Here is an 18,894-nt window from a genome sequence, read left to right on the forward strand (position 1 = left end):
CCCCGCGACTGATCGCGATCGGCTGGGTCGAATTAGGGTGGAACCACGAGTCTGAACGCACTCGTCCCTTGGGACATGTGCGTTTTTTTGCGTTCAATAATCCGAATGGAGGAAGACTCGTGGAGAATGGGATTAAAGTAAAGCTGCAAGACGGCGGTGTAAGGAGCTTCGAGGAGGGCGTATCAGTAGCTGATGTGGCAAAGGCCATCAGTTCGGCGCTGGGGAAGAACGCGGTGGCAGGCAAGGTGAACGGTAAAGAGGTCGATTTAAGTTATCGGCTTGAAGGGGATTGCGCGGTGGAGATGATTACACTCGATGGCGATGCCGGAGTGTCCGTTCTACGACACAGCACAGCTCATCTGATGGCGCAAGCGATGAAGCGGATTTACGGCGTTGAGGCAGTGCAGCTGGGTGTAGGGCCGGTTATCGAAGACGGATTTTATTACGATGTCGCGATTGAGCATCCGCTTACACCTGCTGACCTGCTCGCCATTGAGAAAGAAATGGAACGTATCGTGCAGCAGAATCTGCCGATTGTCCGGCGAGTGGTTGATCGGGAGAATGCACTTGCTTTTTTTGAAGCACAAGGCGAGTCCCTGAAAGTGGAATTGATTCGTGATCTCCCGGAATCGGCAGAGATTTCGATCTATGAGCAAGGGGAATTCTCGGATTTATGCCGCGGCCCCCATTTGCCATCCACTGGCCGGATCAAGGCGTTTAAGCTGTTATCCGTAGCAGGCGCTTACTGGCGGGGAGATGCCGAGAATGCGGTGCTTCAGCGGATTTACGGCACGGCGTTTCCGAAGAAAGCGCATCTCGAAGAGCATCTGAGTATGCTTGAGGAAGCGAAGAAACGGGATCATCGCAAGTTAGGCAAGGAGCTCGGGCTATTCATGTTCTCGGAAGAAGCGCCTGGCATGCCGTTCTATCTGCCTAAAGGAATGACAATTCGTAATGAGCTGGAACAATTCTCGCGGGAGCTGCAGCGGGAGCGCGATTATGACGAGGTGCGGACTCCGCTTATGCTGAACCAACGGCTGTGGGAGCAATCGGGGCATTGGGACCACTACAAAGACGATATGTACTTCACTAAAGTGGATGAGACTGCGTTTGCACTCAAGCCCATGAACTGTCCGGGTCATATGTTAATTTACAAAAACAGCCTGCATTCCTATCGCGAGCTGCCGATGCGAATCTCCGAATTCGGTCAAGTACATCGCCATGAGTACTCCGGCGCTCTGAACGGCATGATGCGTGTACGGACATTCTGCCAGGATGATGCCCATCTCTTCGTGAGACCGGATCAAATTGAAGAGGAGATTGGCCGCGTTATATCGCTCATCGATGACATATATGCCGTGTTCGGTTTCGATTACCGGATTGAGCTCTCCACGCGGCCGGAGGATTCAATGGGGGAGCCGGAGCTGTGGAACCAAGCGGAAGCCGCGCTGGCACAGGTGCTGGACAATCGCGGAATTGCCTATCGCGTAAATGAGGGAGACGGCGCATTCTATGGGCCGAAGATTGATTTCCATATTCTCGATGCGCTGAAGAGAAGCTGGCAGTGCGCGACAATACAGCTTGATTTTCAAATGCCGGAGAAGTTCGATTTGTCGTACATCGGAGAGGATGGACAAAAGCATCGCCCGATCGTCATCCACAGAGCGGTCTATGGATCGATTGACCGTTTCATCGGCATCTTGACTGAGCATTATGCCGGAGCGTTCCCGCTGTGGCTGGCGCCGGTTCAGGTGAAGGTGATACCGGTCTCGGGGATTGATCAAGACTATGGCTATGAACTGAAACGGAAGCTCGAACAATCCGGTATCCGAGTAGAGGTGGATATTCGCAGCGAGAAGCTGGGCTATAAGATTCGCGAAGCGCAGCTCGAGAAAGTTCCGTATATGCTGGTGCTGGGAGAAGCGGAGCGCAGTTCAAACACGGTTGCGGTAAGGCAGCGCGGGCATGGCGATATCGGCTCCATGCCAATTGACGTATTGATCTCCCGGCTGAGCGAAGAAATGGCTTCGAAGAAGTAAGGTGTGGCTCGGGCTAGGCGTTGTGTGATTTGTGTATGGAGAAGACCATCGGGCCGGCGAAAATAAGCTTGACGGAGCGTTTGCGGGAAGCTAGTCTATTGCTGAACACCAAAGATTGGAAGGTCTCGGCTTATCTCTTGAATGGGGGTATTCTGCTGTGAGTTCAATGGATGATATACAGGAAGTCACGCTTCCCGAACGGCATTATGTAGGGATGGCGATCACGTCCGTCTTTGCTAATCACGATCCGAAGCGGGTCGAGCAGCACTTGAAAGCTTTTATCGCCCGCCGATTCGAGATCAAGAACCTTGTGGACGCCGGTTCTTACGTTTGTCCTTCGTTCGTCAGCGATCAGCTGTTCACGTATTTATCCTGTATGGAGGTTCGCTCACTTCCGGCAGCTCCTGAAGGAATGATCGGGTTCACGATTCCCTCGCAGCGTTATGTAAAAGTCCGTGTCGATCAAGGTGACCCTTACGAGCTTCTTCACGCCTATATCAAGGCAAAAGGCTTAAGCAACAATAAGCGGGGGCTGGCACTTGAGGTTTATCAGGTGCATAATCCGTTATGGCCTTCCGAGGTGGATGTTTACCTTCCGTTGTTATAGCGAGTTTACAAGCACCTAGTACGGTCTGCGAAGTCACGATAAATGCAAAAACCGGTCTTGCCCGAAGGCAAGACCGGTTTTTGTTTATTGGGAAATCGAGATCATAAGAAGCCGCCGCGAAGAACGATTACGAGCAAAATATAAAGTACAAGAATTACGCCTGCACTAGTCCAAAGGCCTGGTCCGCCACCGCAACCGACTCCTGCGCCGCCTACACCTTGCATATATCCCACTGTACATACCTCCTGAGTGGTTAATTTGTGATGTTTCATATCACATTTGTAATATATGCCTTTGAGACGGAATCGATTGGACGTTTGTACGGGGTCCATTCGTAATTACGCATTCGCCCAATTGGGAAAGCAGTGGCTCCGAGGGGGAAACGGCCTTGCATGGCAGCCGCCTACATTAACATTGGTTTGGAGGTGATGCAAGGGAGGAGCGGGTCGGCATCGAGCGGGCATATTGGCGAATATGTTTGACCCTGGATTCCGCCCGCATCTTCAGACCGTTGCCGATCAGCACATTGGCGGCGCTGCTGACGGCTATGATTTCGATACAGCCGACACTGATGGTAGGCTTGAGGTTGGTTGTCCGAATGAAAGTAGGCACGTCATCCGTTGTAATTCCAAGCGGGTCCCAGCTCGGTGTCGCACGATCGAAGATGGAATAAGATTCGAAATACACTTTGCCTGATTCGGCATGATCGGCAGCGCGTTGAACGGCTAGCGCTCGAAGAGAAGCATTGACCTCTGCCCGATCGCCGATTTGCACAACCGAAGCACCGCCTACACTCGTTAAGTACAATCCGCCTAACTCTGATACGCGTACGGGGTAGTCCGATATTTCTTCGCTGTCAGCCGGAAGCGGGGGATTGTTTCTCATAACCCCAGCTCCTCCAGCTTCTCAAGCGTTTCTTTCTTGAACACATCGGCTTCGCCTTCCGCGCGGCTTGCACCTTGCGGTTCGTCAAGCGGTGCAATCGGGCCGACGATTACCGACTCCGGCGGCGTATCGAACATGGAGATGAGCGTAATCTCCTCGGTATCGCCGATTTGAAGTATCGATGCGCTCGCGACGCCGGTGAGTTGAATGCTGCCGACAGCGAGCACATGGTTCACTACATGCATCTGCATAGATAGGCGGCTCCTTCTTATGAGTTTTGCAATCGGGTCAAGTAGCTGCGGAGCGCGGCATGGATGTCGCGCGTCGTCTTCCCGATGATAGCCTCTTGGATTTGCGCATCGCTAAGCGTATTGCCCCCTTCAGATGAGGAACTGCTGCCTTTTCCCTCACGTTCCGCGGCTTGAATATAGAATTGTATTCTCGCGCTCATTTGTTTGCGAATATCCTCGATGATGAGTTTGCGGTGAAAGGGATCGAGCGAAATGCCTAGCTCGGCTTCAAGCTCACTGAGCTGCTGCAGGGCATTCTGATCCAGGTACCGATCAATCACTAAGCGGATTTCCGGATAGGGGGAATCGGGTAACACACTGCTCGGTCCGCCAGCAGTAGGATGTGCGGGAAATACGTTGGGCTTGAGGTTATTCACAGGCGGATTGTCGTTATTCGGCTTATGGCCGGGATCGTTGACGACAACCGTGCTGTTCCCATTCGGCATGACAATTTGGCCGATCTCTTTAATTTGTTCTTCGCTAGGCGGCTGCAGCCCGATGTTCAGCGTACCATCGAGCTTCTCGACTTTTAATTGGTCGAAATGATATTGGATCGTATCGATATGATAGCTTGGCTTGGACTCCGCGGCATCCAAGCGAACATTCAGCGCCTCGAGCTGTTTGCTAAGCCGGGTAATCACAGCCTGCTGCTCATCGAGCTGACATTGCAGCTTTTGAAAATGCTGGTTAAACGCGTTCCATAGTTGCCAAGGAGTAGGCGGTGTGTTTGCCGGTTGCATACGCTCGGGGCACCTCCTTGTTAATTCGGATTTGGCAGCGGAACGAAGTTCAGCGGATTCTCCGTGCTGAGCTCTTCGTTTAGCATAGGTGCCGGTTCTTTAAATCCCCCGGAGTTGTACATTTGCGAGAGGGAGGAAATCGCTCCAGCCGTCCCAACCTGCAGGACGGAGGAGTTTGCTACGCTGTCCACACGAAGCTGGTGGATCGTAATCGTTTGATGAACAGTAAGCTGCATTAGATGTTCACTCCGGTAGCAACTTCATTATTCGTATTGTCTTGGACATCCGGATCATTCGTATTCGTCGCACTGACAGCGTTGTTCGAGTTAGTCAAACCGCCAGTGAGGAACGAGCCGGATCCTGCATACGTTTTGGATGAGCTGGACGGAGAGATTTGAACGGAATCACCGAATTGAACGACAGCGCTGGAGCCGACACTGATTACTTTGACAAAGCCAACAATAGCGGGCATGACATCTCACTCTCCCTAGACTGGTGTTCAGCGAGCATTTGTTACATCGTATGCGGCAAACGCCTAGATGTGACTTTGTGGCACATGCGTCCTTGCCGTTTGATTGGAAATCGCCATTCGGCAGTAGCGCCTATAAAGCTGCCCGCATAAACTAGTTGCTATAACGGCGTTAGGCGGAGGTGCGCTTGCATGTCATCGAAATCAAAGTGGGAAGAACTTGAGGATTGGATGGATGGCCAGCAGCTGCCCAAAGGGTTCGACATCTTCCGCCAATCCGACTGGATCGAGAATTACGTTCGCGGCATGATGAACAAAGCACTGCCGGCAGCAACCTCGGCGCTGAATCCTACTTCATCTAATATTGTAGAAACCAAGAGATATGTAATCGTTACGTATCCGCTCGGAGAATCGGCAGATTTATCTGCCATTCGTCTGGTTGTGAAGGAAGATCGCGTGAAGCTAAGCGGAATAGCCGGCAAGAGCGATGAAAGCATTAAACTGCCGAAGCTTGTGCTGCCACGTTCCTGCCATGCCGTGTATGATGGGGCAGTGCTCAAGATTAAGCTCCGTAAACGTCCGCCAAGCAAACGCGTGCATACAGCAACAATCCATGGGCTATAGCAATCAGCTTTATAAGAGCAGCCCTTTCACCATATAAATGTCACGAATTTGTTCGATCTTCCTATGTTCCCCTGCTGGCTATACGTCACGGGCTTGGCTATAATGCAAGTATAGACTTGCATAGGGAGTGTTATTAGTGACTCTGGTTGACGTTAGTGCCATATCTGCGGCCTTGTTTATTACAGGCGCGGTGTTTATTATGCTGATATTTGGATTGCTCAGCTTCGGCATCGTGAAGATGTTCGAGCAGCGAATTCGCGCCGGCGTATACAGCTTTGCCGGGGCCGTTGTCAGTGCGATTTCATTCGGAATTATTTTGAAACAATGGTTTGTCTGATCTGAAAATAGGTGGCATAATTGTACAAAGCAGGCTGTCCCAGCGACTTGATCACCAAGTCTGGGGCAGCCTTTTTGCGTAAAAAAGTTTGTTTGTCCATTTGGGCTCGAAAAGGCGAAAAATAGTCAATAATCCAAGTTGCCAGAACATAAGATGGAGTATAAGATAATCATATGAGAGAATATTCAGAACATTTCGTCAATGAAGCCAAACGAAGGGAGGGATTGCCGATGAACAAAAGTTATGAAGTTGAATACTGCAATTTGGAGCTGCGTTTCGACAGGCGGCAAATCCAAAATCTCATTCGGGATTTGATCCAGGAGGGATATTCGCTTTATTGGAGCGAAACGGACGTCTATTTTCTCATCTCGGTACGCAGCGGGCGCAAGCTTGTGAAGCTTCGGTTTCAACGTGTTCGCAACCGATACAAAATCGTCGGTGATTATCTAATCAAGGATGAGAAGTTGTCGGATTTATTGGAGAAGCTGATTAACGATTCCCGCGGTCATGCAGTTGTCAAACGGTTCAAAGACAGGCAAATTGTCATTGAAAGCATTATGTTTGGTGAAATCATTCGACTTGTGGAGGTGTCCGGCATGGAACATCGCATCATCTATCAGAAAAAACCATTTGTTACGGTAGAGGAAGTCATTCAGGCGTTTCAGTCGAAAAGGGCTGAGGAGCGAGCGTCAGTGCTACGGTATGAGCTTGATTATGAGCTTTCGGTCCTCCATGAAGCGATCACGGAAGGGCGAGAAGAAGACATGTCGCAGTCCAAGGAAAGACTGCAATCCCTTAGAACTGAGATGATACAGCTTGAGCTTTGAAATAACCAAGATTAAAGATAGGAAATAAACCTCCGGGGTGCTAGCAAACCGGGGGTTTATTTTGTTTGTGTGGTAATATATAGGTGGGAATCGACATTTTTCTGATGAAGAAGGTTTTCATTCCCGGTTAAAAGGAGTAAAATAGGATCATTGTATCCGCAAGCGAAGGTACTTGCTTCGCCGTACTGTGTCATTACTATAACAGAGAAAAGGTGTGGAGAATCAAATGTCTAAGCAGCAAATCGGCGTTATCGGTCTTGCCGTAATGGGTAAGAACCTTGCACTTAATATTGAGAGCAGAGGATTTACGGTATCGGTTTATAACCGTTCCCGTGAGAAAACAGACGATCTCTTGAGCGAATCGGCTGGCAAAAACCTTGTCGGTACATATACTGTCGAGGAATTTGTAGCATCGCTTGAAGTACCTCGTAAAATTCTTATCATGGTTCAAGCCGGCGCAGGCACAGATGCAACTATTGATGCACTTGTTCCGCTTCTGGATGAAGGCGATATTATTATCGACGGCGGCAACGCTTATTTCCCTGATACACAGCGCCGCAGTAAAGCGCTGGAAGCACGCGGTCTTCGTTTCATCGGCACAGGCGTTTCCGGTGGCGAAGAAGGCGCACTGAAAGGACCGTCCATCATGCCTGGCGGTCAAGAGTCTGCTTATAAACTTGTTGAGCCTATTCTTACAGCGATTTCCGCGAAAGTTGGCGGCGACGCATGCTGCACATACATCGGACCGGACGGTGCCGGCCACTACGTGAAAATGGTGCACAACGGTATCGAGTATGGCGATATGCAATTGATCTGCGAAGCATACGACCTGCTTAACCGCGTTTTGGGCGTAAGCACAGAAGAATTGCAATCGATCTTCACCGAGTGGAACAAAGGGGAGCTTGACAGCTACCTAATCGAAATTACAGCAGATATTTTCTCCAAATACGATCCGGAAACGAAACAGCCTATGGTTGATGTTATCCTTGACTCCGCTGGACAGAAGGGTACCGGTAAATGGACAAGCCAAAGCGCACTTGATCTTGGCGTGCCGTTGTCCATTATTACAGAATCCGTCTTCTCCCGTTTCTTGTCTGCACTTAAAGACGAGCGCGTAGCAGCAAGCAAATTGCTGAAAGGACCTCAATCGGCTCCTTACCAAGGCGACAAAGCAGCTTTCATCGAAGCAGTTCGTAAAGCATTGTTCGCAAGTAAAATTTGCTCGTACGCGCAAGGCTTCGCACAGATGCGCGCAGCAAGCGACGAGTACGGCTGGAACCTGCGTTACGGCGACATCGCGATGATTTTCCGCGGCGGCTGCATTATCCGTGCGGGCTTCCTGCAAAACATCAAAGATGCGTATGACAAAAACCCAGGTTTGACTAACCTACTTCTTGATGACCACTTCAAAGAAATCGTGGAATCGTACCAAGGCGCATGGCGCGAAGTAATCGCAACTGCAGTAACGCAAGGGATTCCGGTACCGGCATTCTCGAGCGCGCTGTCCTACTACGACAGCTACCGCACAGAGCGTCTGCCTGCGAACCTGCTTCAAGCGCAGCGCGACTACTTCGGCGCACACACGTTCAAGCGTGTGGACAAAGAAGGATCATTCCACTTCAATTGGATTCAATCGTAAGACCCGTTATTACATCCTGTAAGCAGCTTCTCAGACGGTCGGACTCTTGGCCGCATCCGCTGCGCTGCTGCTTGAGCAGGAATAACGAAGCTTCTGCAAAGCTTTGAAATTTTTTTAATAAGAGTGGCTGGGGAAGACTGAGTAATTCAGGCGCTTCGTCAGCCATTTTCTTTTTCATATACTCTAGGGTCCACAGCACATCTTCACGGGAAAGCGGATAATCGGGATTAAAGATTCTGTCCACGCGGTACTGTGCGGAGAAAGGCTCGGGGATTGGAGCCATATCGAGGTCACTCCTTTATGAATTTGTAGGAATCGGTACTATCAACTCTACGGAAGAAACCAATTTTTTATACCCGTTAATCTGTAATAATGATATAATCACTGGAAAATGTTTTTTTGTTAACGTTCAGGTTGGGAAGGTGTTTAGCCATGCATAAGGAACAACCGCTTCATCATGTCGTCCTCATCGGCTTTATGGGAACCGGCAAGTCGACGGTCTGCAAGCTGTTAGCAGAGCTTCTGAAATGCGGAACGGCCGATATTGACGCCGAGATTGTCCGGCGTGAGGGCCAGGCGATTGCGGACATTTTCGCCGAGCGGGGCGAGGTGGAGTTTAGGCTTGCAGAGACAGCTGCTCTCGCAGAAGTGCTGGGTAGTTCGAAGCCTCTCGTGATTGCGACCGGCGGCGGCGCAGTCTTGTCGGAGCGCAACCGTTCCATGATGCTTCAAGATAGCATCGTAGTTGCTTTAACTGCAGATCCGGAGCATATTATTGCCCGCGTGAGCGAAGATCCCGCACGTCCGCTGCTTCAAGGCGATGTGCGCGAGCGTGTATATAAACTGCTCGAAGACCGGAAGCATGCGTATGCGTTTGCCCATTTGACGGTTGATACGACGAATCTCAGCGTAGAGCAGGTTGTGGAGCAAATTGAGCACGGCATCAAGAGGCGTTTCTAACACTTACATATAAAGGAGACCGACTAAAGATGGATGTACTCGTAACCCCAACGCCGAAGCTGCAAGGCGAGCTTCAAGCGCTATCTTCCAAGAACTATACAACACGTTACCTGCTTGTTGCCGCTCTGGCAGAAGGCACCAGCACGATTTATTACCCCGCACATAGTGAAGACAGTGACGCTATGCGCCGTTGTATTCGCGATCTTGGCGCCGTTATTGAAGAAGATGACGAGAAAATTACGATTACAGGCTTTGGTCGCAATCCCAAAGACGTGAAAGAGCTTGATGTAGGAAATGCAGGAGCTGTGCTCCGTTTCCTGATGGCGATTACTGCCCTCGCTCCGGATGTTACGTTTATTAATCGTTACCCGGATTCCTTGGGCAAACGCCCGCATGATGATCTGATCGATGCGCTTGGCCAAATCGGCGTTGATGTACAACATAATAACGGCCGACTGCCGATCACCATTCGCGGCGGCGCAGCCAAAGGCGGCAAAATTCAAGTATCCGGGAACGTGAGCTCGCAGTTCCTCAGCGCGCTGCTGTTCTTGACGCCGCTTCTTGAGGAAGACAGCGAGATTGAAGTGCTTCACGACCTGAAATCCAAGGTTGTTGTGGGACAAACGCTTGAAGTTCTTGCGCAAGCAGGCATCGTGATTGAAGCAAGCGAAGACCTGATGCACTATCGCGTCGCAGGCGGACAACGTTATGAAGCGAAGAAATACGTTGTACAAGGCGACTATCCGGGCTCTGCTGCTGTACTTGCAGCTGCTGCGGTTACGCAATCCGATGTTATCCTTCATCGCTTGGAAGAGAACAGCAAGCAAGGCGAACGCGCGATTGTTGACGTGCTGCGTATAATGGAAGTACCACTGACGCACGAGAACGGCATCGTTCATGTGAAAGGAAACGGCAAGCTGAAAGCCGTTGAATTTGATGGCGATAAAGCGACGGATGCGGTGCTTGCTATGGTTGCCGCAGCGGTATTCGCAGAGGGCACCTCCCGATTCTATGATGTCGAGAACCTCCGCTACAAAGAGTGCGACCGCATTACAGATTACTTGAACGAGCTGCGCAAAGCAGGCGCAAACGTCGAAGAGCGCCAGAGCGAGATTATCGTCCACGGTCGTCCGGAAGGCGTAGAGGGCGGCGTGGAAATCAATGCGCATTACGATCACCGCGTTATTATGGCTCTTACTGTCGTTGGTCTGCGTGCCAAACAACCGCTTCGTATTCGTGACGCCCATCATGTGGCGAAGTCTTACCCGATCTTCTTTGATCATTTGAAAGCACTCGGCGCGAATGTCGAATGGATTGAGTAGGAAATTGGCAGTCTAAGCTAAGAAAACGAATGTTAGAAGGGAAGGTATACACATGGCCTTTACTAATCCTTCAAGAGATGAAATCAAAGGAATTCTGGAAGCAAGCTCGGTTATCGCGGTAGTCGGTTTATCCGATAAACCGGATCGTACCTCGTATATGGTTTCGGAAGCGATGCAGGCGAAAGGCTACCGCATCGTTCCCGTCAACCCTGCGGGGGCAGAAACGATTCTCGGTGAGAAGAATTACGCTTCGCTTAAGGATATTCCGTTTCCGGTTGACGTCGTAAACGTCTTCCGTCGCAGCGAGCATACGCCTCCTGTCGCGGAAGAAGCAGTCGCCATTGGTGCGAAGACCTTATGGCTGCAGCTCGGCATCGCAAACGATGAAGCAGCGGCAATCGCGGAGCGCGGCGGACTGCGGGTCATTATGGATCGCTGCATCAAAGTAGAGGACTCCATCTTGCTGCCGCAAGGAAAGCGCAAAGCATAAATGTTTGGCTCATAATCGAATGGAGCGGCGGACCATGGGGTCTGCCGTTTTATTTTGACAAAGACGGTTTCAACCCTTACGATCAGGAGTAGAGGTTTTTTTGGGAAATGTCATATTCAAGAGAGGGGGGAACCTATGAACATAATGGGGCATCTGCAGCAGCTTGGCCGTTCATTCATGCTTCCGACGATTGTACTGCCCGGCGCAGCCATATTCCTAAGTTTGAGCGCTTTGCCTTGGGAAGCGATGGGACTTCCCAGCATCCACACGCATCTGCTAACCGCAGGGAATACGCTGTTTACGTTCCTGCCCTATTTATTTGCATTTGGCATCGCAATGGGGATGACAAGCAATGCAGGCGCGGCAGGTTTAGCCGCTATTGCCGGCATGTTTATATATACGAGCATTATTAATGCGAGTCATTATGAGCTGGAGCCGACGGTATTTACAGGCGTAATAATCGGGATCGTGACCAGTATCTTTAATGAACGATTCAAGTCGATCAAGTTTCCGGAATATATCCAATTCTTTGGCGGGCCGAGGTTTATTCCGCTCATTGTGAGTGTATTCTCCACCATATGGGCCATTATTATGGTGCAGCTCGCACCTTATATTCATAGTGCTCTAATCGAGCTTGGGGAAATTATCGATTCCGGCGGCGGCTTCGGCGTGTTTCTGTTCGGCTTCGTGCTTCGCATTCTAGTCGTGTTCGGGCTGCACCATTTGGTCAGCCACGTCTTCTGGTTTCAAGTCGGGGGCTATAGCACGCCTGAAGGTACTGTTGTTTTCGGAGATTTGCCGCGCTTCTTCGCAGGCGATCCTACGGCTGGCGGATTTATGGCCGGCTTGTATCCGACGATGATGTTCGCGCTGCCAGCAATCGCGTTTGCCATTATTCATGAGGCGCGCGAGGATTTAAAACCGAAAATACGCAAAACGTTTACGACCGCGGCGCTTGCTTCATTCTTAACCGGCGTGACAGAGCCAATCGAATTCGCGTTTCTGTTTGTTGCACCTTATTTATTCGTTGTCCACGCGCTTCTCTCAGGCGCGATGATGTGGGTTACATACGAGCTTGGCATCCGGCATGGCTTCTCGTTCTCAGCAGGAGCGATCGACTTCCTCATTAATGAGCATCTGGCCACCAGAGGCTGGCTGCTCATCCCGATCGGCATTTTGTTCGGTTTGCTTTATTATTTCTTATTCCGATGGGCGATCCAGCGCTTCCAAATTCCAACGCCTGGGCGGGAAGAAGGTTCACAGCTTGACGAGTGGGCAGGGGATATTCCTTATCGTGCACCGCTCATCCTGCAAGCCATCGGCGGCAAAGAAAATATCGTGCAAATGGAAGCTTGTATCACCCGGCTTCGTTTGAAGGTTTCCAGCGATAAGCTGGTCGACATTAACGCTCTCAAACATCTAGGCGCAGCAGGCGTCATCCGGCTTGGCGGAGGCAATGTCCAGATCGTATTCGGTACCTATTCCGAGCTAATACGGGAGGAAATGGACAAAGCGATACGAAGGGATATATCTAGGGTTCTGTTTTGTTCCCCTGTTCAAGGACGGATGATGCCGCTCTCCGAAGTGCCGGATCCGATTTTTGCAGGAAAGCTTGTTGGCGATGGTGTAGCCTTCATGCCTGATAAGGGGGAACTCGTCTCTCCGGTTCAAGGGAAAATCATTCATGTGTATCCATCCATGCATGCCATAGGTATTCGCACGCAGGAAGGGCTTGAAGTGCTGCTGCACATCGGGATCGATACCTCTCAGATGAAAGGACATGGCTTCCATGCTGTCGTCCAAGAAGGGGATCAGGTGAAACCGGGGCAATTGCTCATCACCTTCGATATGCAGAAAATACGTAAAGGGAGTAAGTCTCTCGCGACTCCGATGGTGATTACAAACTCTGATTTGGTCAGTTCTTGGAGCTTCGCTCCGTTTAAAGGGGTTAAAAAGGGTCAGGCTTCCGTCATGTCAGTTGTGCTAAAAGAGAGAAGCGGTGGAGGGGAAACAGCGTGATTCAAGGTATTGGAGCATCATCCGGCATCGCAATCGGCAAAGCGTTCGTGCTGCCGAACTGGGAATGGGATTTGCCGGAGCAGAAAATCGATGTCGCTGATCTGGCGCGCGAGTTTGATCGATTATATGAAGGCATTCGCACCTCTAAAGTCGAAATCGAGCATTTGAAGGATGAACTGCGCGAGGTTGTCGGACCTGAGGAAACGAGCATATTCGATGCCCATCTGGCGATATTGGATGATCCGGTCTTTATGAACGAGATCCAAGGCATCATTCAGCGTCAATATAAAGCAGCGGAAGTGGCAGTGAAAGAAGCCATTGACCATTTTGTAACGATGTTCGATCTATTGGATGACGAGTATATGAAAGAACGCGCGCTGGATATCAAGGACGTAGGGAACCGGCTGCTCAAGCATCTGCTTGGCGCACCGGAAATTACGCTTCCTTCCGATACGCAGCCTTTCCTGCTCATCGCCAGAGAACTTTCACCGTCGCAGCTGGCGCATTTGAACCCCAATCATGTGCTTGGTATCGCAACGTTGGCTGGAAGCACGACCTCGCATTCCTCGATTATGGCAAGGGCGCTTGGTGTTCCGCTTGTTGTGGGCATAGAATCCAAGCTTGAAGAGACGATCCAAACCGGCGATATGCTCATTATCGATGGGGACCTCGGCGTTGTTCATATGCATCCCGAGGACTCGCTTGTCGATCATTATACAGGCATGCAGCTTCGTCAACGGGAGAAGAAGCAGCAGCTCAAACGGATTGTCAGCGTAAAGCCGGTTACACAGGACGGGAAGGAATTCGAGCTTAGTGCCAATATCAGTTCGCTGAAGGAGCTGGATGTCGCATTAAGCAGCGGAACCAATGGCGTCGGGTTGTTTCGGACGGAGTTTCTCTATATGGACCGCAACCGGCTTCCGAGGGAAGATGAGCAGTATGATGTGTACCGCTCCGTGGCAGAGAAGCTGGATCATAAGCCGCTTATTATTCGTACGCTGGATATCGGCGGCGATAAGCAGCTGGATTATTTCGAGCTCCCTGAAGAGAGCAATCCGTTTCTGGGTTATCGGGCCATCCGGATCTGTCTCGACAAGAAGGATTTGTTCAAAACACAATTAAGAGCGATCCTTCGGGCAAGCCACTACGGAAACGTGAAGATCATGTATCCGCTCATCTCTTCGGTCGAAGAGGTGAGCGCCGCAAATGCGCTGCTGGAAGAGTGCAAGGCGGAATTGAAGGCGGAAGGAATCGGCTTTAATGAAAATATCGAAGTCGGTATTATGATCGAGCTTCCCGCTGCTGTGCTAATCGCAGATATTCTTGCCGAGGAAGTCGACTTCTTCAGCATCGGAACGAACGATTTGGTACAGTTTACACTCGCCGTCGATCGGATGAACGAGCAGATTTCTCATCTCTATGAGCCGTATCACCCGGCGGTGCTGCGAATGCTGAAGCTTACGATTGAAGCGGCCAAACGCAGCGGTATCCACGTAGGGGTATGCGGCGAAATGGCAGGCGATCTGCATGCGCTGCCGATCTGGCTTGCTCTTGATGTCGACGAACTGAGTATGTCCGCACATGCGATATTGCCTGTTAAGGAACGGCTGCTTTCCTTGAAGCAGCAGGAATGCCGGGCATTGTTTGATGAGCTGCTCCGCTGCCGAACGAGTGCTCAAATTCATGAGCTGCTGGCAGTTTCGCAGGATGTACCACTTGCAGCTGCTCGTGAACGGTCGGCTGTGACGAAGCAAGTGTAAGCTCGAACATAGAGAAGGGCGGCAACCCTTGGGTTGCCGCCCTTCTTCTGCATCATCTATTATCGGACGGTACGGTAACTGCCCGAGATTTCCGGCGTACGTGAATCAGTTGCCGCGAAGCGCGTCAACGAAGGCTTTCGCGTAAGGCGGCAGATCCGGCGGGCGACGTGACGATACGATGTGACCGTCTACTACGACCGGCTCATCGATCCAAGTTGCCCCAGCATTCTCCATATCATCGCGAATGCCCGGTGTAGATGTAACCTTGCGGCCTTGCAGGATCTTCGCAGAGATCAGCACCCAGCCGGCGTGGCAGATCTGACCGATCGGCTTCTGTGCCGTATCCATTTCTTTCACAAGCTGCAGTACCTTCGGGTAGCGGCGGAGCTTGTCCGGGGCCCAACCCCCGGGTACGAGCAGACCATCGATCTTGCTGCCGTCGACTTCGTCGAAAGACAAGTCGGCCGTAGCAGGAACGCCGTATTTTCCAATATGAGTGCGGCCTTTCTCAGGACCTGCGAACAGGACGGTTGCACCCTCCTCGCGGACACGGTAAACGGGATACCATAGCTCCAAATCCTCGAACTCGTCGTCGAGCAGGCAAATAATTGTTTTTCCTTGTAAGGACACCTGTTTTCCTCCTTTAGCAGTTGCGTTGTAATTTGCGTTTACTAGATTCATAAAGCTCTTATCCATTGTAACGAAGGTGATAGTATGAAGCAAACGGCAAAGGGATGGCTTCGATTCCTCCCGGCGGTCATGATTATGGCAACCATTTTTCTGCTTTCCTCACGTACGAACGATCAGTTGAATACGTTTCTTCCTTGGTTCCAGGAGCTGTTTCCGCAGATGACCAGCTTCGATTGGGGACATTTTATAGCTTATTTTGTGCTTGCATTGGCACTGGATTACGGATTCGCCCGTCGAGCAGAGAAATGGATTTTCAAAGTGGTGATCGTGCTCCTTTGTATGCTATATGGCGTTACAGATGAGTATCACCAATCATTCGTTTCCGGACGAACGCCGGATATCGCGGATCTTCGGCATGACGGGATCGGTGCGGCTCTTGCCGTTGCTGTCGTTGCGATTCCCATAGTGAATAAGCTGTGGCGCAGACTGGTTGCCTTATCCGAATGATGCAAAAATTACAACTCGCTTAGAAGCAGGACTTTTTTTGCATATGGTCGAATATCTTTAACGTCGAGCAGCACCTATTTAACAATGTGCGGTGTTGCTGCTGTTTAAGAGAAGGAGTGGACCACTTTGCAAAAGCGCTGTTCTTGCGGCGACGACATGCCAATGAAGCTGCGTACCGTTATTTATTCGAATAAGGTTGAAATCGATAATGTTCCAATCTACTCATGCAAGTCGTGTAACCGCAGCGAAGTGTTTCCGGAAGTGAAACCGGATTTGACCGGTTTAATCGGCAAACTAGGCGCTCATCCAGTAAAGCAGACGTTCTTGTTTAACGAATGGAATGAATGGGCAAATTTGTTGGTAGAGGCTTATCACGATCGTAAGCTGACCGATCCCGTTATAATGCGGCGCATGACGGAAGAGAGGATCGATATGCTTCTGGATTTGTTTGCTGTGGCACAAGCTGCAGGCGACGAAGCTTGGACTGCTGAAATACATAAGCGGCTGGCTCAATTGAGCCGTAGCATGCTGCAGTACGGAAGCCGAACCTGAAGGGAGTGAGGGAATGAAGCTGCCCCCTCCGATGACAACCGAAGCGCAGTGGGAAGAAGCGTACAATGGTTCTTTCCAACAGCCTTTGCTAGTGTTTAAACATAGTACCAGCTGCTCGATCAGCAGCGGTGCGTATGACGAATTATCAAACTGGTTGGAAGATGCGATAACGCTTTCACTCCGGCCGGTGATGGTTTTAGTGCCGGACAATCGTCCGCTTTCAACCCTCATTTCAGAGAAACTCAGCCTCAAACACGAGTCGCCTCAGCTTATATTAGTGATCGATGGCAAGGTGTCCTGGCATGCATCTCACTGGCGCATTACCTACTCAACATTAGACGAGCATCTCGGTACTCATTGCGAAAAGTAATATTTTGTCGTATCATTACGGTAAAGTAATGCGGCGCGAGATAAAAATTTGAACTAATGGAGAGAAGGACTGTGACGGTAACCATTTATGATGTAGCAAGAGAAGCAGGCGTTTCCATGGCGACAGTGTCGCGGGTTGTCAATAACAATCCAAACGTTAAGCCTCAGACACGGAAGAAAGTATTTGAAGCCATCGAACGTCTTGGCTATCGTCCAAATGCTGTAGCGCGCGGCCTGGCAAGTAAGAAAACAACGACCGTAGGCGTGGTTATTCCGGATATCTCGAATGCAATCTTTGCTGAAGTAGCGCGGGGCATCGAAGATATTGCTAATATGTATCACTACAATATTATTTTGTGTAATGCCGATAAGAAGAAAGATAAAGAGATTCGCGTCATTAACACCTTGCTTGAGAAGCAGGTGGATGGTTTGCTGTTCATGGGCGGCGCTGTAACGGACGAGCATTTGCAAGCTTTCAAGACAGCTAACGTGCCGATCGTGCTCTGTGCAACGACAGACGAGAATGGAACGATTCCTTCGGTTGATATCGATCACGAAGGCGCTGCTTTTGATGCCGTTCAAACGCTTATAAAGAGCGGACATACGCGCATCGCGATGATTTGCGGCACGCTGCAGGATCCATCGAACGGTTATGCCCGTTTCCAAGGCTACAAACGCGCGCTTGAAACAGCCGGCTTGCCTTACGATGAAACACTTGTACGGATCGGTAACTATCGCTATGAATCCGGCGTAGATGCAATGAAATATTTCTTGGAGCTGGAAACGGTTCCGACAGCCGTATTCTCCGCAACAGATGAAATGGCTATCGGTGCCATTCACTGCATTCAAGATGCGGGACTTAAAGTGCCGGATCAAATCTCGGTCATCAGCGTGGATAACAGCCGCATGGCATCCATGGTTAGACCGCAGCTTACAGCAGTCGCTCAGCCGATGTATGACATCGGTGCCGTTTCGATGCGTTTGCTTACGAAGCTAATGAAGAAGGAAGCCGTAGAGAACCCTCGGGTTGTGCTTCCGCATGAAATCGTGAACCGTCAGTCGGTAGGGAGTAAATAATGACAGCTTTGTATAACAAGATTGGCATCATGGGTGCAATGGTTGAAGAGATCGATCTGCTGCATAAGCATGTCGAGAAGACAGGCTCGTTTGTGAAAGCAGGGATTGAATATGTTGAGGGTATGCTGCACGGCCGCAACGTCGTGTTCTGCAAATCCGGTGTAGGTAAAGTGAATGCTGCCGTATGTACACAGCTGCTCATTGATGCAGGCGTGGATTGCGTATTATTCACAGGCGTTGCCGGTGCTGTTGAGCCTAGCTTAAATGTTGGCGACATTGTCGTTTCGACTTCGTGTCTGCAGCATGATATGGATTGTACGCCGCTTGGTTTCGCACGCGGTCAAATTCCGTTTCAGGATGTGTGGGAGTTTCAAGCTGCAGCTGACCTCGTAGAACTTGCGAACAATGCATGCGAGTCCCTGTTCCCGGGGCGCAGCGTGAAAGGCAAAGTACTGTCCGGCGATCAATTTGTCGCGGATCGTGCCGAAGTGCTGAAGCTGCATGAAGAGCTTGGCGGCGCTTGTACAGAGATGGAAGGTGCTTCCCTTGCGCAGGTATGCGTAATGAATAACATTCCGTTTGTTGTCATTCGTTCCATGTCCGACAAAGCAGATGGTTCCGCACATGTAAACTTTGCAGAATTTACGGTTCAAGCATCGGTCAATTCGCACCGCATTATTGACGAAATGATTCAGCACATCTAATTGGTGCATGTTAAAAAGGCAGTTCCGCATGATTTTCCCGCGCACGA

The 18,894-nt window shown here is 50.5% G+C and carries 24 protein-coding genes; 16 read left to right on the plus strand and 8 right to left on the minus strand.

Annotation, left to right across the window (positions count from 1 at the left end; all coding sequences use genetic code 11):
• The first annotated feature begins 119 nt into the window (after positions 1 to 119).
• On the plus strand, positions 120 to 2,039 hold the full coding sequence (gene thrS / locus AC6ESO_RS02125) for a threonine--tRNA ligase (RefSeq protein ID WP_497089960.1): 1,920 nt from the start codon (positions 120 to 122) through the stop codon (positions 2,037 to 2,039).
• Between the two features lie 166 nt (positions 2,040 to 2,205).
• Positions 2,206 to 2,646, plus strand: coding sequence for a GyrI-like domain-containing protein (locus AC6ESO_RS02130; RefSeq protein WP_497090474.1), 441 nt, complete (start codon positions 2,206 to 2,208; stop codon positions 2,644 to 2,646).
• Between the two features lie 101 nt (positions 2,647 to 2,747).
• On the opposite strand, the gene AC6ESO_RS02135 is transcribed toward AC6ESO_RS02130, so the two are convergent.
• From AC6ESO_RS02135 to AC6ESO_RS02160, 6 genes are all read right to left on the minus strand, one after another.
• Positions 2,748 to 2,879, minus strand: a complete 132-nt coding sequence (locus AC6ESO_RS02135; RefSeq protein WP_218147095.1) for a YjcZ family sporulation protein — start codon at positions 2,877 to 2,879, stop codon at positions 2,748 to 2,750.
• Between the two features lie 175 nt (positions 2,880 to 3,054).
• Positions 3,055 to 3,531, minus strand: coding sequence for a spore germination protein GerPE (locus AC6ESO_RS02140; RefSeq protein ID WP_497089961.1), 477 nt, complete (start codon positions 3,529 to 3,531; stop codon positions 3,055 to 3,057).
• Entirely contained in the window at positions 3,528 to 3,782 is a 255-nt protein-coding gene (locus AC6ESO_RS02145) for a spore germination protein GerPD (protein ID WP_497089962.1), read from the minus strand. Before AC6ESO_RS02145 ends, AC6ESO_RS02140 begins: the two co-directional genes overlap by 4 nt.
• 17 nt (positions 3,783 to 3,799) lie before the next feature.
• Entirely contained in the window at positions 3,800 to 4,561 is a 762-nt protein-coding gene (gerPC, locus tag AC6ESO_RS02150; RefSeq protein WP_497089963.1) for a spore germination protein GerPC, read from the minus strand.
• A gap of 20 nt (positions 4,562 to 4,581) precedes the next feature.
• Entirely contained in the window at positions 4,582 to 4,797 is a 216-nt protein-coding gene (locus tag AC6ESO_RS02155) for a spore germination protein GerPB (protein WP_091215337.1), read from the minus strand.
• Positions 4,797 to 5,033, minus strand: a complete 237-nt coding sequence (locus AC6ESO_RS02160) for a spore germination protein (RefSeq protein WP_497089964.1) — start codon at positions 5,031 to 5,033, stop codon at positions 4,797 to 4,799. The genes AC6ESO_RS02155 and AC6ESO_RS02160 overlap by 1 nt, the downstream gene beginning before the upstream one ends.
• A 189-nt stretch (positions 5,034 to 5,222) precedes the next feature.
• Here AC6ESO_RS02160 and AC6ESO_RS02165 point away from each other — a divergent pair, with 189 nt between their 5' ends.
• The 4 genes from AC6ESO_RS02165 (at position 5,223) to gnd (ending at position 8,457) form a co-directional block, all read left to right on the plus strand.
• Positions 5,223 to 5,654: an Hsp20/alpha crystallin family protein gene (locus AC6ESO_RS02165; RefSeq protein ID WP_497089965.1), complete on the plus strand. Its 432-nt coding sequence runs from the start codon at positions 5,223 to 5,225 to the stop codon at positions 5,652 to 5,654.
• A 136-nt stretch (positions 5,655 to 5,790) separates the two neighbouring features.
• Positions 5,791 to 5,991, plus strand: a complete 201-nt coding sequence (locus AC6ESO_RS02170; protein WP_494817153.1) for a hypothetical protein — start codon at positions 5,791 to 5,793, stop codon at positions 5,989 to 5,991.
• A 230-nt stretch (positions 5,992 to 6,221) separates the two neighbouring features.
• On the plus strand, positions 6,222 to 6,818 hold the full coding sequence (locus AC6ESO_RS02175; RefSeq protein ID WP_494817154.1) for a YkzI domain-containing protein: 597 nt from the start codon (positions 6,222 to 6,224) through the stop codon (positions 6,816 to 6,818).
• 226 nt (positions 6,819 to 7,044) lie between these two features.
• Entirely contained in the window at positions 7,045 to 8,457 is a 1,413-nt protein-coding gene (gene gnd, locus AC6ESO_RS02180; RefSeq protein WP_497089966.1) for an NADP-dependent phosphogluconate dehydrogenase, read from the plus strand.
• Here the strand turns inward: gnd and AC6ESO_RS02185 are convergent.
• Complete coding sequence (locus tag AC6ESO_RS02185) at positions 8,438 to 8,740, minus strand: hypothetical protein (protein ID WP_210654459.1); 303 nt, start codon at positions 8,738 to 8,740, stop codon at positions 8,438 to 8,440. The genes gnd and AC6ESO_RS02185 overlap by 20 nt on opposite strands.
• Positions 8,741 to 8,889: 149 nt before the next feature.
• Here AC6ESO_RS02185 and AC6ESO_RS02190 point away from each other — a divergent pair, with 149 nt between their 5' ends.
• The 5 genes from AC6ESO_RS02190 to ptsP all read left to right on the plus strand — a co-directional run bounded on the left by AC6ESO_RS02190 (position 8,890) and on the right by ptsP (position 15,008).
• Positions 8,890 to 9,417 (plus strand): shikimate kinase, encoded by a 528-nt coding sequence (locus AC6ESO_RS02190; protein WP_497089967.1) that lies wholly within the window; start codon positions 8,890 to 8,892, stop codon positions 9,415 to 9,417.
• 29 nt (positions 9,418 to 9,446) lie between these two features.
• On the plus strand, positions 9,447 to 10,739 hold the full coding sequence (aroA, locus tag AC6ESO_RS02195; protein WP_497089968.1) for a 3-phosphoshikimate 1-carboxyvinyltransferase: 1,293 nt from the start codon (positions 9,447 to 9,449) through the stop codon (positions 10,737 to 10,739).
• A 52-nt stretch (positions 10,740 to 10,791) separates the two neighbouring features.
• On the plus strand, positions 10,792 to 11,229 hold the full coding sequence (locus tag AC6ESO_RS02200; RefSeq protein WP_497089969.1) for a CoA-binding protein: 438 nt from the start codon (positions 10,792 to 10,794) through the stop codon (positions 11,227 to 11,229).
• A 135-nt stretch (positions 11,230 to 11,364) separates the two neighbouring features.
• Positions 11,365 to 13,248, plus strand: coding sequence for a glucose PTS transporter subunit IIA (locus AC6ESO_RS02205; protein WP_497089970.1), 1,884 nt, complete (start codon positions 11,365 to 11,367; stop codon positions 13,246 to 13,248).
• Complete coding sequence (gene ptsP / locus AC6ESO_RS02210; protein ID WP_497089971.1) at positions 13,245 to 15,008, plus strand: phosphoenolpyruvate--protein phosphotransferase; 1,764 nt, start codon at positions 13,245 to 13,247, stop codon at positions 15,006 to 15,008. Before AC6ESO_RS02205 ends, ptsP begins: the two co-directional genes overlap by 4 nt.
• A gap of 105 nt (positions 15,009 to 15,113) precedes the next feature.
• On the opposite strand, the gene AC6ESO_RS02215 is transcribed toward ptsP, so the two are convergent.
• Positions 15,114 to 15,638, minus strand: coding sequence for a type 1 glutamine amidotransferase domain-containing protein (locus AC6ESO_RS02215; RefSeq protein ID WP_091215368.1), 525 nt, complete (start codon positions 15,636 to 15,638; stop codon positions 15,114 to 15,116).
• A gap of 84 nt (positions 15,639 to 15,722) precedes the next feature.
• On the opposite strand from AC6ESO_RS02215, the gene AC6ESO_RS02220 reads away from it, so the two are divergent.
• From AC6ESO_RS02220 to AC6ESO_RS02240, 5 genes are all read left to right on the plus strand, one after another.
• A complete protein-coding gene (locus AC6ESO_RS02220) occupies positions 15,723 to 16,145 on the plus strand; it encodes a VanZ family protein (protein ID WP_497089972.1) in 423 nt (140 codons plus the stop codon).
• Positions 16,146 to 16,271: 126 nt separating this feature from the next.
• Positions 16,272 to 16,697 carry a hypothetical protein gene (locus tag AC6ESO_RS02225; RefSeq protein WP_494817163.1) on the plus strand — a complete coding sequence of 142 codons (426 nt, stop codon included), beginning with the start codon at positions 16,272 to 16,274 and terminating at the stop codon, positions 16,695 to 16,697.
• A gap of 13 nt (positions 16,698 to 16,710) precedes the next feature.
• On the plus strand, positions 16,711 to 17,067 hold the full coding sequence (gene ytxJ, locus AC6ESO_RS02230; protein ID WP_497089973.1) for a bacillithiol system redox-active protein YtxJ: 357 nt from the start codon (positions 16,711 to 16,713) through the stop codon (positions 17,065 to 17,067).
• Positions 17,068 to 17,138: 71 nt separating this feature from the next.
• Complete coding sequence (gene ccpA, locus AC6ESO_RS02235; protein WP_497089974.1) at positions 17,139 to 18,143, plus strand: catabolite control protein A; 1,005 nt, start codon at positions 17,139 to 17,141, stop codon at positions 18,141 to 18,143.
• Positions 18,143 to 18,847 (plus strand): 5'-methylthioadenosine/adenosylhomocysteine nucleosidase, encoded by a 705-nt coding sequence (locus AC6ESO_RS02240; RefSeq protein WP_497089975.1) that lies wholly within the window; start codon positions 18,143 to 18,145, stop codon positions 18,845 to 18,847. Before ccpA ends, AC6ESO_RS02240 begins: the two co-directional genes overlap by 1 nt.
• Positions 18,848 to 18,894: the final 47 nt, after the last annotated feature.

It is taken from the genome of Paenibacillus rhizoryzae (assembly GCF_059686995.1).

Bases quoted from the DNA above. Each gene is read 5' to 3' on its own strand.
- AC6ESO_RS02200 (WP_497089969.1), top strand. From the start codon at position 10,792: ATGGCCTTTACTAATCCTTCAAGAGATGAAATCAAAGGAATTCTGGAA.
- AC6ESO_RS02220 (WP_497089972.1), top strand. From the start codon at position 15,723: ATGAAGCAAACGGCAAAGGGATGGCTTCGATTCCTCCCGGCGGTCATG.
- AC6ESO_RS02240 (WP_497089975.1), top strand. From the start codon at position 18,143: ATGACAGCTTTGTATAACAAGATTGGCATCATGGGTGCAATGGTTGAA.
- AC6ESO_RS02130 (WP_497090474.1), top strand. From the start codon at position 2,206: ATGGATGATATACAGGAAGTCACGCTTCCCGAACGGCATTATGTAGGG.
- AC6ESO_RS02140 (WP_497089961.1), bottom strand. From the start codon at position 3,531: ATGAGAAACAATCCCCCGCTTCCGGCTGACAGCGAAGAAATATCGGAC.
- gerPC (WP_497089963.1), bottom strand. From the start codon at position 4,561: ATGCAACCGGCAAACACACCGCCTACTCCTTGGCAACTATGGAACGCG.
- AC6ESO_RS02175 (WP_494817154.1), top strand. From the start codon at position 6,222: ATGAACAAAAGTTATGAAGTTGAATACTGCAATTTGGAGCTGCGTTTC.
- AC6ESO_RS02160 (WP_497089964.1), bottom strand. From the start codon at position 5,033: ATGCCCGCTATTGTTGGCTTTGTCAAAGTAATCAGTGTCGGCTCCAGC.
- AC6ESO_RS02145 (WP_497089962.1), bottom strand. From the start codon at position 3,782: ATGCAGATGCATGTAGTGAACCATGTGCTCGCTGTCGGCAGCATTCAA.
- AC6ESO_RS02205 (WP_497089970.1), top strand. From the start codon at position 11,365: ATGAACATAATGGGGCATCTGCAGCAGCTTGGCCGTTCATTCATGCTT.
- gnd (WP_497089966.1), top strand. From the start codon at position 7,045: ATGTCTAAGCAGCAAATCGGCGTTATCGGTCTTGCCGTAATGGGTAAG.
- AC6ESO_RS02165 (WP_497089965.1), top strand. From the start codon at position 5,223: ATGTCATCGAAATCAAAGTGGGAAGAACTTGAGGATTGGATGGATGGC.
- aroA (WP_497089968.1), top strand. From the start codon at position 9,447: ATGGATGTACTCGTAACCCCAACGCCGAAGCTGCAAGGCGAGCTTCAA.
- AC6ESO_RS02185 (WP_210654459.1), bottom strand. From the start codon at position 8,740: ATGGCTCCAATCCCCGAGCCTTTCTCCGCACAGTACCGCGTGGACAGA.
- AC6ESO_RS02155 (WP_091215337.1), bottom strand. From the start codon at position 4,797: ATGCAGCTTACTGTTCATCAAACGATTACGATCCACCAGCTTCGTGTG.
- AC6ESO_RS02190 (WP_497089967.1), top strand. From the start codon at position 8,890: ATGCATAAGGAACAACCGCTTCATCATGTCGTCCTCATCGGCTTTATG.
- ytxJ (WP_497089973.1), top strand. From the start codon at position 16,711: ATGAAGCTGCCCCCTCCGATGACAACCGAAGCGCAGTGGGAAGAAGCG.